Genomic DNA, 16,035 nt, shown 5'->3' on the forward strand with positions numbered 1-16,035 from the left:
TCCGGGCTCCGTCGGAATTCCCCCAGCCCGGCCGTAACCACCCCCTGCAGGCGTCGTTGGGCGGGTAAGGGGTCCGACAGTCATGCTCCCTCCCAAGGGTCGGGCTCCCGGGTTCTCGGCAGTGCCGGGCGCCAAGCATCAGGGCCCGGCCACCCTCCCTCCCCGGTCGGGTCCTGATGCGATTTCGGAGAGAGGGCGCCGATAGACTCCGAGCGTGACGCAGCCTGCAGAGCACGACCTGGTCCTCGTCGTCGACTTCGGGGCGCAGTACGCCCAGCTGATCGCGCGGCGCGTCCGCGAGGCGCGCGTCTACTCCGAGATCGTCCCGCACACGATGCCGATCGCGGACATGCTCGCCCGCAAGCCCAAGGCGATCATCCTGTCCGGCGGCCCCTCGAGCGTGTACGCCGACGGCGCGCCCGGCATCGACGACACCGTCTTCACGGCCGGGGTCCCCGTCTTCGGCATGTGCTACGGCTTCCAGCTGATGGCCAAGGGTCTCGGCGGCGAGGTCGCCCACACCGGCGCGCGCGAGTACGGCCGTACCCCCGTCTCCGTCAGCGAGCCGGGCACCCTGCTCGCAGGCATCCCCGCCGACCACACGGTCTGGATGTCCCACGGCGACTCGGTCGCCCGCGCACCCGAGGGCTTCACCGTCCTCGCGTCGACCGACGTCACCCCGGTCGCGGCGTTCGAGGCCGTCGACCGGGGCCTCGCCGGCGTGCAGTGGCACCCCGAGGTGCTGCACACCGAGCACGGCCAGAAGGTCCTCGAACACTTCCTGCACCACATCGCCGGCGCCCGGCAGACCTGGACGATGCTCAACATCGCCGAGGAGCAGATCGAGCGGGTCCGCGAGCAGATCGGCGAGTCGGGGCTGGCGATCTGCGGCCTGTCCGGCGGCGTCGACTCCGCCGTCGCCGCGGCCATCGTGCAGCGCGCCATCGGCGACCGCCTGCACTGCGTCTTCGTCGACCACGGCCTGCTGCGCGAGGGCGAGGCCGAGCAGGTCGAGCGCGACTTCGTCGCGGCCACCGGCGTCAACCTCCACGTCTACGACGCCCGCGAGACCTTCCTGTCCGCTCTCGCGGGGGTCACCGACCCCGAGGAGAAGCGCAAGATCATCGGCCGCGAGTTCATCCGCGCCTTCGAGGCCGCGGAGGTCCAGGTGCTCGGCGAGGCGGCCGAGCAGGGCGAGAAGGTCGGCTTCCTCGTGCAGGGCACGCTCTACCCGGACGTCGTCGAGTCGGGCGGCGGCGCCGGCACCTCCAACATCAAGTCCCACCACAACGTCGGCGGCCTGCCGGAGGACCTCGAGTTCGCGCTCGTCGAGCCGCTGCGCACCCTGTTCAAGGACGAGGTCCGCCTCGTCGGGGAGCAGCTCGGCCTGCCCGCCGAGATGGTCTGGCGCCAGCCGTTCCCCGGCCCCGGCCTCGGCATCCGGATCATCGGCGAGGTCACCTCCGACCGGCTCGACATCCTGCGCCGCGCCGACGCGATCGCCCGCCAGGAGCTCACCCGCGCCGGCCTCGACCGCGACATCTGGCAGATGCCGGTCGTGCTCCTCGCCGACGTCCGCTCCGTCGGCGTCCAGGGCGACGGCCGCACCTACGGCCACCCCGTCGTGATCCGCCCGGTCACCTCCGAGGACGCGATGACCGCCGACTGGGCCCGGCTGCCGTACGAGGTGATGGAGCGCATCTCCACCCGGATCACCAACGAGGTGGCCGAGGTCAACCGGGTCACGCTCGACATCACCTCGAAGCCGCCGGGGACCATCGAGTGGGAGTGAGCCGCGCCGCTCCCTGAGCCGGGGCTGGGTTTCACGGCGGGTCGTCGGGGAAGCATCGAGACACGAGCACCGACCCAGGGGGAGGCCGACCGTGTCCGAGATCGCCATCAAGATGGAGACGATCTACCACGTCGCACACGACGTGCTGCCGGAGAAGGCGACGCTGTTCGCGGGCCGCGCGAGCGACGTGACCGAGGCGATCGAGCCCGTCCTCGCGCAGGTCGCGCTGGCCGGCAACCACGCGATCGCGAGCGACCTCGGGAGCCTGTCGGTCGAGATCTTCGCCCACCTGCGCGAGCTGGTGCGCACCTTCAACGACAGCGCCACGGCGCTCGACCGGATCGCCGACGACTTCGTGGCCGTCGACGACGCCGCCCGGCTCTGGTTCGAGGGCCAGCAGCAGTACGTCGGCGACCCCGACCTCCCCGCCGAGCCGACCGCCCCGGAGGTGTGAGCATGTCCGGGATCCTCGACCAGGTCGAGCCGCTCTTCGAGGAGATCGCCGACCTCATCGGCCAGCTGGCCGGCAACGAGGCCGCGCTCCGCTTCCAGAACGCGGAGTGGGACCGTGAGCCACCCGAGGGCTACACGCGCGAGCAGGTCGCCCTCACCTACCCCGGTGACCACGGCTTCGAGCGCGTGTCCGGCATCGTGATGATGTCGACCACCCACCCCGACTTCATGTCCGGCTCGACGACCAACGCCGACATCATGCGGGCGATGCAGGACGGCATCAACGAGGTGTGGGAGCGCGAGCACTCGGTCTACAAGAACGGCGCGACCAGCACGCTCTTCCGCATCTACAGCAAGAACATCTGGGAGCCCGACGCCGAGGTCATCGAGTCGTCCGCCAACAGGCTGGCGGACCTGAGCCGCTTCCTCGACTCCCAGCTCACCGCGTCCGCTGGCTGGGTGCCCGTCGACGACACCGAGAACGCACCCGACTGGCTGCCTCGCCTCAAGGCCGACTGGCCGGCGACCTCGCAGAGCTCCGGGTCCTTCTACGAGTTCTGGAACGACGTCAACGACAAGTGCGCCCTCTATCGCAACGCCACCGCCCGTCTGGGCGCGGCGACGGCGGCCGTGTGCTCCACGGTCTCGGACTACCAGAAGAACCTGGTCAAGGCGGCCCAGCAGACCCGCGACCAGGCGCGGCTCGCGCTCCAGCAGTGGCAGGAGTGGAAGGAGCCCAGCGGCGCGTGGCCCACCGGCGAGCTCCAGGACAACAGCCTGCTCGACGGCATCCTGGGCGGCGTGAGCTACGGCACCGGCGTCGTCGCGCTCATCCCGCCCGCCTCCCTCATCGCCGGCACCATCAGCGTGATCACCGGCGGGCTGGCGTACGCCGTGCCGTCGGAGACGCGGGTGATGGAGGCGACCCAGGCGCTCACCGCCAAGGCGCTGTTCGACGGCTTCACCGCCGACCTGCAGCAGATGAGCGAGGAGATGGGCAAGGCCCTCGACGCGATCCGCAGCGAGCCGGTCGCGGACGTCGAGAGCGCCGCCAACTCCGAGCTGGGTCTCACCGCCTACGTCCACGAGGTCGAGGGGAGCCAGCGCGACTGGAGCCCGCCCGAGGTGAACCTCTGAGGGCTGCGCTCGCCTAGGGTCGTCGGCATGGGAGTCCCGGGGTGGGTGCTGGCGCTGGAGGACGCGTGGGACGCGCGGCGGGCGAGGCGGCGGGAGGGTCGCTCGCCCGACCACTTCCGCATCGAGTCCTACGGCGGGCACGGCGGTCCGGAGGGTGTCGTGGTCCGCGGACGGGTGGTGGACGACCCGCCGCTGTCGCGGGCCGTCGAGGGCGAGGGCGTGCGCGCGGCGGTCGGTCGCACGCTGCGCTCGTTCCTCACCGACGAGCTCCCCGGCGTGCCGCTGCGGGTGCGGGTGGGGGAGATCGAGGCGACGACCACCACCGACGACGAGGGCTACTACGTGGTGCGGCTGGCGGGCGTACGCTCCGACGGACCGTGGGTGGACGGGACGGTCGGGCTGGACGGTCCCTACCGTGGCCTCGTCGACGTCCCCCCGACCCCGATCCGGGTGCGGGTCCCCACGGCCGCGGCGAGCTTCGGCGTGGTGTCCGACGTCGACGACACGATCCTCGAGACCGGCGTGCAGCGCGTCGGCCGGATGGTCCTGCAGACGTTCACCGGGTCGGCGCTGACCCGTACGCCCTTCCCGGGGGTGGTCGAGCTCTACCGCGACCTGGCGCGCGGCGACGCCAACCCCGTCTTCTACGTCTCCTCGAGCCCGTGGAACCTCCACGCCTTCCTCGACGCGTTCCTGCGCCACCGCGGCTTCCCGCTCGGACCGGTCCTGCTGCGCGACCTCCTCGGCTCCCGGGCGGGTCGGGAGGAGAAGCACGGCCGGATCCGCGAGGTGCTCGCGCTGCACCCCGACCTGCCGTTCGTGCTGATCGGCGACTCGGGGGAGCGGGACCCCGAGATCTACGCCGAGACCGTGCGCGAGCACCCGGGGCGCGTCCTGGCGGTCTACATCCGCGAGACGCGGCTCGACCCCGGTGACGGGCGCGTGGAGGCCGTGTCCGACGCGTGGGAGCACGAGGTGCCGTTCGTGCTCGCCGCCGACAGCGACGCCGTACGCCGTCACGCCGAGGCGGCCGGGCTCCTCGGCGGGGTGACGGGGTGACGGGGCGACGCCCCGAAGGGTGGTGGTGCTCGCGCCGGGCGCCTCGACGGGTCTAGGTTGCTGGGTGGCCCAACTGAAGAAATCCCGGGAGGTGACATGTCGTCAGACACCCTGATCGATGCGTCGTGGCTCGACTACCTGCTCGTCGCCATCTACTTCGGCTTCGTCCTCGGCATCGGCGTGATGGCGCGCCGGTCGGTGTCGGACTCGATCGACTTCTTCCTCTCCGGGCGCTCGCTCCCGGCGTGGGTCACCGGCCTGGCGTTCATCTCCGCCAACCTCGGCGCCGTCGAGATCATGGGCATGTCGGCCAACGGGGCCGAGATCGGCCTCCCGACCGTGCACTACTTCTGGGTCGGCGCGGTCCCCGCGATGCTGTTCCTCGGCGTCGTGATGATGCCCTTCTACTACGGCTCCAAGGTCCGCTCGGTGCCGGAGTTCATGTTCAAGCGGTTCGGCACCGGCGCCCACCTCGTCAACGCCATCAGCTTCGCGGTCGCCCAGCTGCTGATCGCGGGCGTCAACCTGGCCCTGCTGGCCGGGATCGTGAGCGCGCTCCTCGGCTGGCCGACCTGGATCGCCCTGATCGTCGCCGCCGTGATCGTGCTGTCCTACATCACCCTCGGCGGCCTGAGCGCGGCGATCTACAACGAGGTCCTGCAGTTCTTCGTCATCGTGGCCGCGCTGACGCCGCTGACCCTCATCGGGCTCAACCGGGTCGGCGGCTGGAGCGGGCTCACCGACAAGATCACCGAGGCGGCCAGCAGCGCGCCCGCCAGCGCCGAGGTCGCCTCCGCCGAGCAGCAGCTCAACTCCTGGCCGGGCCAGGCGCTCGCCGGTTTCGACTCCGGCCTGCTGTCCGTGATCGGCATCGTCTTCGGTCTCGGCTTCGTGCTGTCCTTCGGCTACTGGACGACCAACTTCGTCGAGGTCCAGCGCGCGATGGCGTCGAACTCGATCTCGGCCGCCCGCAAGACCCCGATCATCGGCGCCTTCCCCAAGATGTTCATCCCGTTCATCGTGATCGTCCCAGGCATGATCTCCGCCGTCCTGGTCAAGGAGATGATCGACCTCAAGGGCGGCGGCACGCCCTCGGGCGGGGCGTCCGGCGACGTCACCTACAACGACGCGCTCCTGCTGCTGATGCGCGACGTGCTGCCCAACGGCCTGCTCGGCCTCGCGATCGCCGGCCTGCTCGCCGCCTTCATGGCCGGCATGGCGGCCAACATCTCGGCGTTCAACACCGTGTTCTCCTACGACCTGTGGCAGCGCTACATCCGCAAGGACCACTCCGACGACTACTACCTGCGGATCGGGCGCCTCGCGACGATCGCAGCGACCGTGATCGCGATCTTCACCGCGCAGATCGCCATGGGCTACGACAACGTCATGAACTACCTGCAGACGCTGTTCGGGTTCTTCAACGCTCCGCTGTTCGCCACGTTCATCCTCGGCATGTTCTGGAAGCGGATGACCCCGACGGCCGGCTGGGTCGGACTGGTGTTCGGCACCCTGTCCGCCATCGCGGTCGACCGGCTCGCGGCCGCGGGCGTGATCGACCTGCCCGGCCAGGGCGCTGCCTTCCTCGCCGCCTCGACGGCGTTCGTCGTCGACATCGCGCTCAGCGTGGTCGTGTCGCTGGTGACGAAGCCGAAGCCGGCCTCGGAGCTCAAGGGACTCGTCTACTCCGAGACCCCGCGTGAGGACCTCGTCGACCCGGACGAGGCGGCCATGCCGTGGTACCGGCGCACGATCCCACTGGCCGGCATCGCGCTCGCGATGGTCGTCGTCCTGAACTTCGCGTTCTGAGCCCCTGACCGAGGAGAGGAGCCACCATGTCTGACGACAGCACCAGCACCCGGACCCACCAGGCCGGCGCCTTCGACATCCGCAACATCATCGGCGCGCTGATGGGGGTGTACGGCGTGATCCTCGCGCTCGCGGGCCTCTTCGGGGACCCCGAGCTCGAGAAGACCGGGGACGTCAACGCCAACCTGTGGACCGGCCTCGCGCTGGTCGTCGTGGCCGTGGCCTTCCTCGCGTGGGCGCGCCTCAAGCCCATCGAGGTCCCGGAGGAGTTCGACCGTCCCGACGACGACCCGACCCGTCCCGCGCCGCAGCGCAAGCGCCCGCCCGCGCAGTGACCACGCACTGAGCCGCGCACCGAGCCACGTCCCCACCCCTCGGGACGGCACTGGTCTGAACCGCTCGGTAACAAACAGGCAACGCCGCAGCGGTGGGTCTGGACGTGACGGTGCTCACTCCATATGTTGTGCCGGACAACATATGCGCGAAGGCTGGACGTCCTCGACCGGCTGATGTGCGACCAAGATCGCTTAGGAGGCGGTTCGCGTGAAGCGGAAGCACAGTTTGGTCCTCGTCCCCCTCGTCGCTTCGGCGATGTTCCTGTCCGCGTGCGGCAGCGACGACTCCGGCAACGACTCGGGCGGCGACTCCGGCGGCGACAGCGGCAGCAGCGAGGCCCAGGGCAAGATCGGCGTGATCCTCCCCGACACCGAGTCCTCGGTGCGCTGGGAGAGCGCGGACCGTCCGGCGCTCGAGGCGGCCTTCGACGAGGCCGGCGTCGAGTACGAGATCCAGAACGCCGAGGGCGACGCGGAGAAGATGACGCAGATCGCCGACACGATGATCGGCAACGGCGTCACCGTCCTCGCGATCGTCAACCTCGACTCCGAGTCGGGTGCCGCGATCCAGGAGAAGGCCACCTCGCAGGGCGTGTCCACGATCGACTACGACCGCCTCACCCTCGGTGGCGACGCGGAGTACTACGTGTCCTTCGACAACACCGTCGTCGGCGAGCTGCAGGGTCAGGGCCTCGCGGACTGCCTCGGCGACAAGGACGCCAACATCGTCTACCTCAACGGCTCGCCCACCGACAACAACGCGACGCTCTTCGCCGAGGGCGCGCACAGCGTGCTCGACGAGATGAGCAACTACAAGGTCGTCGGCGAGCAGGCCGTCCCGGACTGGGACAACGAGGAGGCCGCCACGATCTTCCAGCAGCTCTACACCGCTGCTGACGGCAAGGTCGACGGCGTGCTCGCCGCCAACGACGGTCTCGGCGGCGCCGCGATCAGCATCCTCGAGGGTGCCGGCCAGGCCGGCAAGGTGCCGGTGACCGGCCAGGACGCCACGGTCGAGGGTCTGCAGAACGTGCTCGCCGGCACGCAGTGCATGACGGTCTACAAGTCCGCCACGCAGGAGGCCGAGGCGCTCGCCGACGTCGCCATCGCGCTCGCCAACGGCGAGGAGGCGGAGACGACCGGCACCACGGTCGACTCCTCCGACGACAGCGAGGTCCCCTCGATCCTGCTCACGCCGCAGGCCATCACCAAGGACAACGTCGGCGACGTCATCGACGACGGCGGCCAGAAGGCCGAGGACGTCTGCGCGGGTGACTTCGCCAAGCTGTGCGAGGAGGCCGGGATCGGCTGATCCCGCCCGTCGATCGGCGCCCGGGCCTCGGCCCGGGCGCCGATCACCGTCGTCCCGCACAACAAATTCGTCCTGATCGGAGCAAGACCATGGAACCGCTGCTCGAGCTGCGCGGAGTCAACAAGAGCTTCGGCGTGGTGCACGTGCTGCACGACGTCGACTTCGCCGTCTACCCCGGTCAGGTCACCGCACTGGTCGGCGACAACGGCGCCGGCAAGTCGACGCTGGTGAAGATCATCGCCGGCATCTACGGCCGCGACAGCGGCGACTACCACTTCGACGGCAAGCAGGTCGAGGTCCACGGCCCGCGCGACGTCGCCGCGCTCGGCGTGGAGGTCGTCTACCAGGACCTCGCGCTGTGCGACAACCTCGACATCGTCGAGAACATGTTCCTCGGGCGCGAGGAGACCTCCCGCTTCGGCCTCGACGAGGTCACCATGGAGACCCGCGCCCGCGAGACCCTCGCGTCGCTGTCCGTGCGGACCGTGAAGTCCGTGCGCCAGAGCGTCGCGAGCCTCTCCGGCGGCCAGCGCCAGACCGTGGCCATCGCCAAGGCCGTCCTGTGGAACTCCAAGGTCGTCCTCCTCGACGAGCCGACCGCCGCGCTCGGTGTCGCCCAGACCCGGCAGGTGCTCGACCTCGTCCGCCGGCTCGCCGACCGCGGCCTCGGCGTCGTGCTGATCTCGCACAACATGACCGACGTCTTCGAGGTCGCCGACCGGATCACCGCGCTCTACCTCGGCCGGGTGGCGGCCGACGTCCCCGTCAAGGACGTCACCCACAGCCAGGTCGTCGAGCTCATCACCGCCGGACGCTCCGGGGACCTCGGCATCGCCGAGAACCCCGCGACCGCGTCCGTCTGACCCGCCGAGAAGGATCCGGAGACCCAGCATGAGCACCGACGCAGACACCCAGACCGGCTCGGCGGCCACCCCCGCCTCGAGCGGCTTCGACAACGACAACCGCCAGGCCGCGACCATCGGCGACTCGGCCCGCGACTACCTCAACCGGCTGCGCGGCGGCGACATGGGCTCGCTGCCCGCCATCCTCGGCCTGATCTTCCTCTTCATCGTCTTCGCCTCCCTCAACGACCGCTTCCTGACGACCTACAACATGGCCAACCTGGTCATCCAGGCCGGCTCGATCTGCGTCATGGCGATGGGCATCGTCTTCGTCCTGCTGCTGGGCGAGATCGACCTCTCGGCCGGTGTCGCCGGCGGCGCGTGCGCGACGATCACCGCGCTGATGCTCATCGACCACGACTGGACGTGGTGGGCGGCCACCCTCGCCGGTGTCGCCGTGGGCGCCCTGATCGGCACGGCCATCGGGTCACTGGTGTCCTTCCTGGGCATCCCGTCCTTCGTGGTGACGCTCGCCTTCTTCCTCGCGCTGCAGGCCGTGCCGCTGCGGCTGATCGGCTCGGGCGGCTCGCTGCGCTACGACGACGCCGTGCTGCGCGGGCTCTCGATCAAGAACGTGCCGGTCACGGCCGGGTGGATCGTGGCGGTCCTCATCGTCGTCGGCTTCGCCGCGCTGTCGCTGTGGCGCTACCGCACGCTGTCCGCCAAGGGCCTGGTCCACCAGCCGATCGGCCTGGTCGTCATCCGCATCGCGGTCCTGGCCGCGGTCGTCCTCGGCCTCACCGCGCTCCTCAACGCCAACCGCGCGCCCAACCCCAACTTCACGATCGCGGGCATCCCGTGGGTGCTGCCGGTCGTGATCGCGCTGCTGCTGTTCTGGACGTTCGTCCTCACCAAGACCCGCTTCGGTCGGCACCTCTACGCGGTCGGCGGCAACGCCGAGGCCGCCCGTCGCGCCGGCATCAACGTGCGCCGCATCCGGATCATGGCCTTCGTCATCTGCTCGTCGATGGCCGCGCTCAGCGGCCTGCTGCTGGCGTCGTACGTCGGCAAGGTGTCCCCGGGATCCGGCGGCGGCAACGTGCTCCTGTACGCCGTGGGCGCGGCGGTCATCGGCGGCACCAGCCTCTTCGGTGGGCGCGGCCGGGCGATCGACGGCGTGATCGGCGGCCTGGTGATCGCGACGATCCCCAACGGCCTCGGTCTGCTCAACCAGGCCAGCTACATCAACTTCCTCGTCACCGGCGGCGTGCTGCTGCTCGCCGCGAGCGTCGACGCCATCTCGCGGCGCCGTCGCTCCTCGGCCGGCGTCTAGGTCGACACCGTGAGCCCGCAGCGGCGCACGGGCCTCGGCACCAACCAGGAGGCAGTCCGGCGCCACAACCTCGGCACGGTCCTCCGGCACGTGCACAGCGCCGGAGCCATGTCGCGCGCCGAGCTGACGAGCCGGATGGGCCTGAACCGCAGCACGATCGCGGGGCTGGTCGGTGAGCTCGAGCAGCTCGGCATCTCCGAGCGCGCCGAGCCCGCCGAGGGCGTGCGCCAGGGTGCGGGCCGCCCGTCGGCGGGGGTGCGCGTCGCTGACAACGGGCCCTACGTCATCGCGGTGGACCTCGGTGTCGACCGCGCGGTCGTGGCGCGGGTCGGGCTGGGCGGGCGCATCCTGCAGCGGGCGCAGGCCCCGGTCCACGCCGACGGAGAGGCCTGGCAGGTCGGCGCGGCCGTGGCCTCCCTGGTCCGCGCCGTGGTCGAGGACGCACCCGCACGCTCGCCGCTGGTCGGGATGGGGATCAGCGTCCCCGGCCTGGTGCGGCGCAGCGACGGGCTGATCCGGCTGGCGCCCAACCTCGAGTGGCACGACGTGTCCTTCGGAGCGATCGTGCTCGCCGCGCTGGGGCTCGACGTCCCCGTGTGCCTGGCCAACGACGCCGACCTCGGCGCCCTCGCCGAGCACACCCGCGGCGCGGGGGTCGGCACGGACGAGCTGATCTACATCTCCGGCAACGTCGGCGTCGGCGCCGGCGTCATCACCGGGGGTCACCGTCTCGAGGGGGCCGGCGGCTACGCCGGGGAGGTCGGGCACCTGCGCTTCGACCCCGAGGGCCGGCCGTGCCACTGCGGGAACCGCGGCTGCTGGGAGACAGAGGTCGGCGCCCACGCCATCGCCGAGGCGATCCAGTGCCCGGCGGACAGGGTGGCGCAGCTCGGCGAGGTCCTCGACGCCTTCGACTCGCCGTCGCCCGCCCTGCGGGCCACGGGCACCGCGCTCGGGCACGGGCTCGCCAGCCTGGTCAACATGTTCAACCCGCGGACCGTGATCCTCGGTGGCTACCTGCGCTCGCTCTACATGCTGGTCGGTCCCGAGGTGAACGCCGGCCTCGCCGACCGGGCCCTGCCCGCGCCGCTGGAGTCGGTGACCCTCACGCTGCCGGGCCTCGGGGCCGACTCGTCCCTGCTGGGTGCCGCCGAGATCGCCCTCGAGCCGCTCTTCGTCGACCCGGTCGCCGCGCTCGGTACGGCGCTCGACGACGTGAGCTCCCGGCTCGCCGGATGACGTCCGTGTCCACCTCGGTCCTGGGCCGGATGCCCGACGGTCGCCCCGTGCACGTGCTGCGGATCGGCAGCGAGCCGGATGTGGTGGTGGAGGTGCTCGACCTCGGTGCGACGGTGCACCGGCTGGGGGCCGTCGGTGGTGACGGCGTGCGCCGCGACGTCGTGCTCGGCCTGCCGGACGTGGCCGAGCGGCTCGCCGGCGGCGGCTACGTCGGCGGCACGATCGGCCGCTACGCCAACCGCATCGCCCACGGGCGCTTCCCGCTCGACGGTCGTGAGGTGCAGGTCGAGGTCCACGACCGGGGCAACAGCCTGCACGGCGGACCCGACGGCTTCGACGTGCGCCTCTGGGACGTACGTACGCACACCCCCGACGAGGTGGTGCTCGAGCTGGTGAGCCCCGACGGCGACCAGGGGTTCCCCGGGACGGTCACGGCCGTCGTGCGCTACCGCGTCGCCGGGGACGTCGTGAGCGTCACGATGGAGGCGACCACCGACGCCCCCACGCCCGTCAACCTGACCAACCACGCCTACTTCAACCTCGCCGGCGAGGGGTCGGGTCCGGTCGACGACCACGTCCTGCAGGTCGAGGCCGACCTGTTCACCCCGATCGACGGGACCGGCCTGCCGCTCGGGACGGACCACGCGCCGGTCGAGGACACCCCCTTCGACCTGCGTCGGCCGACCCGGCTCGGTGAGGCGACGGAGTCGGCGCACCCGCAGGTGGCGGCGGTCGACGGGCTCGACCACAACTTCGTCCTGCGGGGGAGCGGCCTGCGCCGCGCCGCGGTCCTCGAGGAGCCGGCCGTCCGCAGCCGGCTCGAGGTGTGGACCGACCAGCCGGGCCTGCAGGTCTACACCGGCAACGCGTTCGACGGGGAGAAGCGTGCGCGCGGCGGCGGGCGGCACCACCGTCGCGCCGGGGTCGCGCTCGAGCCGCAGCTCTTCCCCGACTCGCCCAACCGCGACGCGTGGCCGTCGCCGGTGCTCCGCCCCGGTGACACCTACCGCTCCGTCCTCGAGTGGCGGTGGGGCCGTGCCGCACCAGGCACCCGATAACCTCCTCGAGATGCTGCGCGCCCGGATCCCCGCCCTCGTGATCGTCGCCGTCGCACCGCTGCTGGCCGGGTGCGTGGGCGACGAGCCGACCGTCGCCCTCCTCGTCGCCGACGGCTCGGACGCATCGTCGCGCGCCGTCGACGTCGCACGCTTCACCGACCGCGTCGAGGCGACGTGCGACGAGTGCCGCGTGCAGGTCTTCGACGCCGAGGGCGACGCCGCCACCCAGAAGAGCCAGGCCCGTCAGGCCGAGGCGACCTCGGCGGACGTCGTCGTGGTGGTGCCCGTCGACACCGACGGCCTCGACACCCTGACCGGCAGCGACCTGCCGGTGGTCTCCCTCGGAGAGCTGGTCCCGGGGTCCGACCGGTTCGTCGGGCTGGCCGGCGGCGCCCTCCCGACGCAGCGCGGCACCGACCTCGCCGCGGCTCGCGAGGTGCTCCTCGGCGACGAGGAGGCGATGACCTACGTGCCGACCGGGGCGATGAGCGAGCGGGCCGCCGACGTCGCCGTCGCCTTCCTCGCCGACACACCCGCGGCGGACGCCGAGGTCGTCGACGGCGTGGAGTCCTGGCTGTACGAGAGCCAGGAGGTCACCGTGGACACCCTCACCTCCGTGCTGGTGGGCCAGGGGGTCGTCACCCTCGACGACCTCTGCAGCGGGGAGACCGCGAAGCGGTGCGTACGACTGGGCCTGCGATGATGGGACCGCGATGATCGAGATCCTCACGGCCGCCCAGGTCGACCGCGCCCGCCGCACCGGGGCCCTGGTCGGCGACATCCTCCACTCGCTCAAGGAGCGGAGCCAGGTCGGCACCAACCTGCTCGACCTCGACCGGTGGACGGCGGAGATGATCCGTGACGCCGGCGCCGAGTCCTGCTACGTCGACTACGCCCCGTCCTTCGGGCGGGGCCCGTTCGGCCACTACGTCTGCACGGCCGTCAACGACGCCGTGCTCCACGGCCGCCCGCGCGACCAGCGGCTCGAGGACGGTGACCTGCTCACGCTCGACCTCGCGGTCCGCCTCGACGGGATCGCCGCCGACTCCGCGATCAGCTTCATCGTGGGGGAGAGCAGGCCGGCGGAGAGCGTCGACCTCATCGAGACCACCGAGCGCGCGCTGGCCGCCGGGATCGCCGCCGCCGGTCCGGGCGCCCGGATCGGCGACCTCTCCCACGCCATCGGCACCGTCCTGTCGGACGCGGGCTACCCCATCAACATGCAGTTCGGCGGCCACGGCATCGGCACCACGATGCACCAGGACCCCCACGTCTCCAACGACGGCCGACCGGGCCGCGGCTACCAGCTCCGCCCGGGACTGCTCCTCGCGCTCGAGCCGTGGATCATGGCCGACACCGACGTCCTCGTCACCGACGACGACGGCTGGACGCTGCGCAGCGAGACCGGCTGCCGGACGGCCCACAGCGAGCACACCGTCGCGATCACCGAGGACGGCGCCGAGGTGCTGACGCTGCCGTCGGGCGCCCGCTGACGGCCGGCCTAGTGCACCGTCTCGAGCGGGCGCTGCGCCTCGGCCTCGGTCAACGGCTCGTCGGCTGAGTCGAGCGTGCTCGGCCACCAGATCTTGCCGCCGAGGTCGAGGTTGAGGGCGGTCACCAGCACCGACCGGACGATCATCGTGTCGAGCATGACGCCGAGCGCCACGGCCACGCCGAGCTCGGCGAGGAACACCAGGGGCAGCGAGCCGAGCACGAGGAAGGTCGCCGCGAGCACGACGCCGGCCGAGGTGATGACGCCCCCGGTGGAGGCGAGCGCGATGAGCGAGCCCTTGCGGGTGCCGTAGGTCGCGGTCTCCTCCCGGACGCGGGTCATCAGGAAGATGTTGTAGTCGATCCCGAGCGCGACGAGGAAGACGAACGCGAAGAGCGGGAACCCGGGGTCGGACCCGGCGAAGCCGAAGACGTACTCGAAGAGCAGCGCCGAGATGCCGAGCGCGGCGCCGAACGACAGCACGACCGTGGCGATGAGGATCAGCGGCGCCAGCAGCGCCCGGAGCAGCCCGATGAGGATGAGCAGGACCACGCCGAGGACGAGCGGCATGATCACCCGGCTGTCGCGGTCGGAGGCGATCTTGGTGTCGAGGTAGAACGCGGAGCCGCCTCCGACGAGCGCGTCCGCGCCGTCGACGTCGTGGGCTGCGTCGCGCGCGGCCTCGACGATGTCGGACGCCGTGCTGGACGAGACGTCGGCGTCGATGGTGGCCTCGAACCAGGACCGGCCGTCGGAGAGCTCCTGCACCTCGCCCGGAGCGCCGAGGCCGTCGATGCCGGACAGCGCGGACTGCACGTCGCCCGCCCGGTCGGTCGCGGTCGTCACCTGGATGGTGTTGGAGTTGTCGGACAGGTCGTGGTCGGTGAGCAGCTTCTGGCCCTTGATGGAGTCGAACTCCTGGGTGTAGGTCTCCTCGGTCGACAGCCCGGAGGTGTCGAGGCGGAACAGGCCCAGGCACGCCAGCAGCAGCAGCCCGGTCGTCACCACCCAGACGCGGCGCGGCCGGTGGCTGATGGCGCGGCCGACGCGGGCCCACAGCCCGGTGGAGGTGGGCTCGGCGCTGCGGTAGGTGGGCCGCTTGGGCCAGAACACCCAGCGTCCGCAGATCACCAGCAGCGCGGGCAGCAGCGTGGTCATCACGAGGACCGTCACGGTGACGCCGATCGCGGCCACGGGGCCGAGGCCCGCGGTGGAGTTGAGCTCGGCGAAGGACAGGCAGAGCATGCCGACCGCGACGGTCGCGGCGCTGGCGAAGATCGCCGGGGCGGCGCGGTGCAGGGCGAACGCCATGGCCTCGTGCCGGTCCTCGTGGCGCCGCAGCTCCTCGCGGTAGCGGGCGACGAGCAGCAGCGCGTAGTCGGTGCCGGCGCCGATGACCAGGATGCTGAGGATGGCCTGGCTCTGGCCGTTGACGGTGAGGTCGGCGTACTTGGCGAGGAGGTAGACCAGGCCCGTCGCGATGAAGTTGGCCGACACCGCGCACAGGATCGGCAGCAGCCACAGGACCGGACTGCGGTAGGTGAACAGCAGGATGACGATGACGACGCCGAGCGTCGCGAAGATCAGGTTGGTGTCGATGCCCTCGAAGGCCTCGGCGGAGTCGGCCGCCTGGCCGCCGTAGCCCGCGAGGTGCACCTCACCGCCGTCGAGCGTGGCGAGGTCGCGGATCTCGTCGGCGGCCTCGGGGATGGCGTTCCACCCGTCGGCGCCGAAGTTGAGGACGAAGTAGAGGTAGGCCACCTGGCCGTCGGCTGAGACGAGCGTCGGGACGGGAGCACCCTGCGCGGCGGCCGCCTGGGCCGCGGCCGGGGTGAGCACGCCCTGGTCGGTGACGCCGTCCAGCTCGGCGATCTCCGCGCCGTCCTCCTCCATCGTCGCCAGGTCGTCGTCGGTCAGCCCACCGTCTCGGTGGTAGACGACGAGCGTCGGGATGTCGTTGGGGTCGACGGTCTGGGACAGCTCGTCCAGCACCTTGGTCGACTCGGCCGAGCCCGGCAGCCAGGACGAGGCCTCGTTGTTCTGCACGTCCACGAGCTTGGCCGAGAACGTCGCCATCAGGCCGGTCAGCGCGACCACGGCGACGAGGACGAGCCACTTGGTGATGCGTCCCGTGAGGGAGCCGGCGATCTTCTGGTGCATGCGTCCCAGTGCAG

The 16,035-nt window shown here is 71.4% G+C and carries 14 protein-coding genes; 13 read left to right on the forward strand and 1 reads right to left on the reverse strand.

Features of this window, described 5'->3' with window-relative positions; all coding sequences use genetic code 11:
• The first annotated feature begins 214 nt into the window (after positions 1 to 214).
• The 13 genes from guaA (at position 215) to map (ending at position 13,862) form a co-directional block, all read left to right on the forward strand.
• Positions 215 to 1,792 (forward strand): glutamine-hydrolyzing GMP synthase, encoded by a 1,578-nt coding sequence (guaA, locus tag F4692_RS11835; protein ID WP_179619825.1) that lies wholly within the window; start codon positions 215 to 217, stop codon positions 1,790 to 1,792.
• Between the two features lie 91 nt (positions 1,793 to 1,883).
• Positions 1,884 to 2,246: a hypothetical protein gene (locus tag F4692_RS11840; RefSeq protein ID WP_179619826.1), complete on the forward strand. Its 363-nt coding sequence runs from the start codon at positions 1,884 to 1,886 to the stop codon at positions 2,244 to 2,246.
• A gap of 2 nt (positions 2,247 to 2,248) precedes the next feature.
• A complete protein-coding gene (locus F4692_RS11845) occupies positions 2,249 to 3,382 on the forward strand; it encodes a hypothetical protein (RefSeq protein ID WP_179619827.1) in 1,134 nt (377 codons plus the stop codon).
• A 27-nt stretch (positions 3,383 to 3,409) separates the two neighbouring features.
• Complete coding sequence (locus tag F4692_RS11850) at positions 3,410 to 4,441, forward strand: App1 family protein (RefSeq protein WP_179619828.1); 1,032 nt, start codon at positions 3,410 to 3,412, stop codon at positions 4,439 to 4,441.
• A gap of 96 nt (positions 4,442 to 4,537) precedes the next feature.
• Positions 4,538 to 6,250: a sodium:solute symporter family protein gene (locus tag F4692_RS11855; RefSeq protein ID WP_179619829.1), complete on the forward strand. Its 1,713-nt coding sequence runs from the start codon at positions 4,538 to 4,540 to the stop codon at positions 6,248 to 6,250.
• A 26-nt stretch (positions 6,251 to 6,276) separates the two neighbouring features.
• The gene (locus tag F4692_RS11860; RefSeq protein WP_179619830.1) at positions 6,277 to 6,585 is read left to right on the forward strand and encodes a hypothetical protein; all 309 of its coding nucleotides are present in this window, start codon (positions 6,277 to 6,279) and stop codon (positions 6,583 to 6,585) included.
• Positions 6,586 to 6,793: 208 nt separating this feature from the next.
• Positions 6,794 to 7,897: a sugar ABC transporter substrate-binding protein gene (locus tag F4692_RS11865; protein WP_179619831.1), complete on the forward strand. Its 1,104-nt coding sequence runs from the start codon at positions 6,794 to 6,796 to the stop codon at positions 7,895 to 7,897.
• Positions 7,898 to 7,986: 89 nt separating this feature from the next.
• Positions 7,987 to 8,760, forward strand: coding sequence for an ATP-binding cassette domain-containing protein (locus tag F4692_RS11870; RefSeq protein ID WP_179619832.1), 774 nt, complete (start codon positions 7,987 to 7,989; stop codon positions 8,758 to 8,760).
• 28 nt (positions 8,761 to 8,788) lie between these two features.
• Complete coding sequence (locus F4692_RS11875; protein WP_179619833.1) at positions 8,789 to 10,072, forward strand: sugar ABC transporter permease; 1,284 nt, start codon at positions 8,789 to 8,791, stop codon at positions 10,070 to 10,072.
• Between the two features lie 9 nt (positions 10,073 to 10,081).
• Complete coding sequence (locus F4692_RS11880; protein WP_179619834.1) at positions 10,082 to 11,311, forward strand: ROK family transcriptional regulator; 1,230 nt, start codon at positions 10,082 to 10,084, stop codon at positions 11,309 to 11,311.
• Positions 11,308 to 12,369, forward strand: coding sequence for an aldose epimerase family protein (locus F4692_RS11885; protein WP_179619835.1), 1,062 nt, complete (start codon positions 11,308 to 11,310; stop codon positions 12,367 to 12,369). The genes F4692_RS11880 and F4692_RS11885 overlap by 4 nt, the downstream gene beginning before the upstream one ends.
• Before the next feature lie 10 nt (positions 12,370 to 12,379).
• Positions 12,380 to 13,072, forward strand: coding sequence for a type 1 periplasmic-binding domain-containing protein (locus F4692_RS11890; protein WP_179619836.1), 693 nt, complete (start codon positions 12,380 to 12,382; stop codon positions 13,070 to 13,072).
• 10 nt (positions 13,073 to 13,082) lie between these two features.
• Positions 13,083 to 13,862 carry a type I methionyl aminopeptidase gene (gene map / locus F4692_RS11895; RefSeq protein WP_179619837.1) on the forward strand — a complete coding sequence of 260 codons (780 nt, stop codon included), beginning with the start codon at positions 13,083 to 13,085 and terminating at the stop codon, positions 13,860 to 13,862.
• A gap of 8 nt (positions 13,863 to 13,870) precedes the next feature.
• Here the strand turns inward: map and F4692_RS11900 are convergent, their stop codons facing one another.
• Positions 13,871 to 16,021 (reverse strand): MMPL family transporter, encoded by a 2,151-nt coding sequence (locus F4692_RS11900; protein WP_179619838.1) that lies wholly within the window; start codon positions 16,019 to 16,021, stop codon positions 13,871 to 13,873.
• Between the last annotated feature and the right edge of the window lie 14 nt (positions 16,022 to 16,035).

Origin of the sequence: Nocardioides cavernae (assembly GCF_013410035.1) — a bacterium.
In the GTDB taxonomy this organism is placed as follows: domain Bacteria; phylum Actinomycetota; class Actinomycetes; order Propionibacteriales; family Nocardioidaceae; genus Nocardioides; species Nocardioides cavernae_A.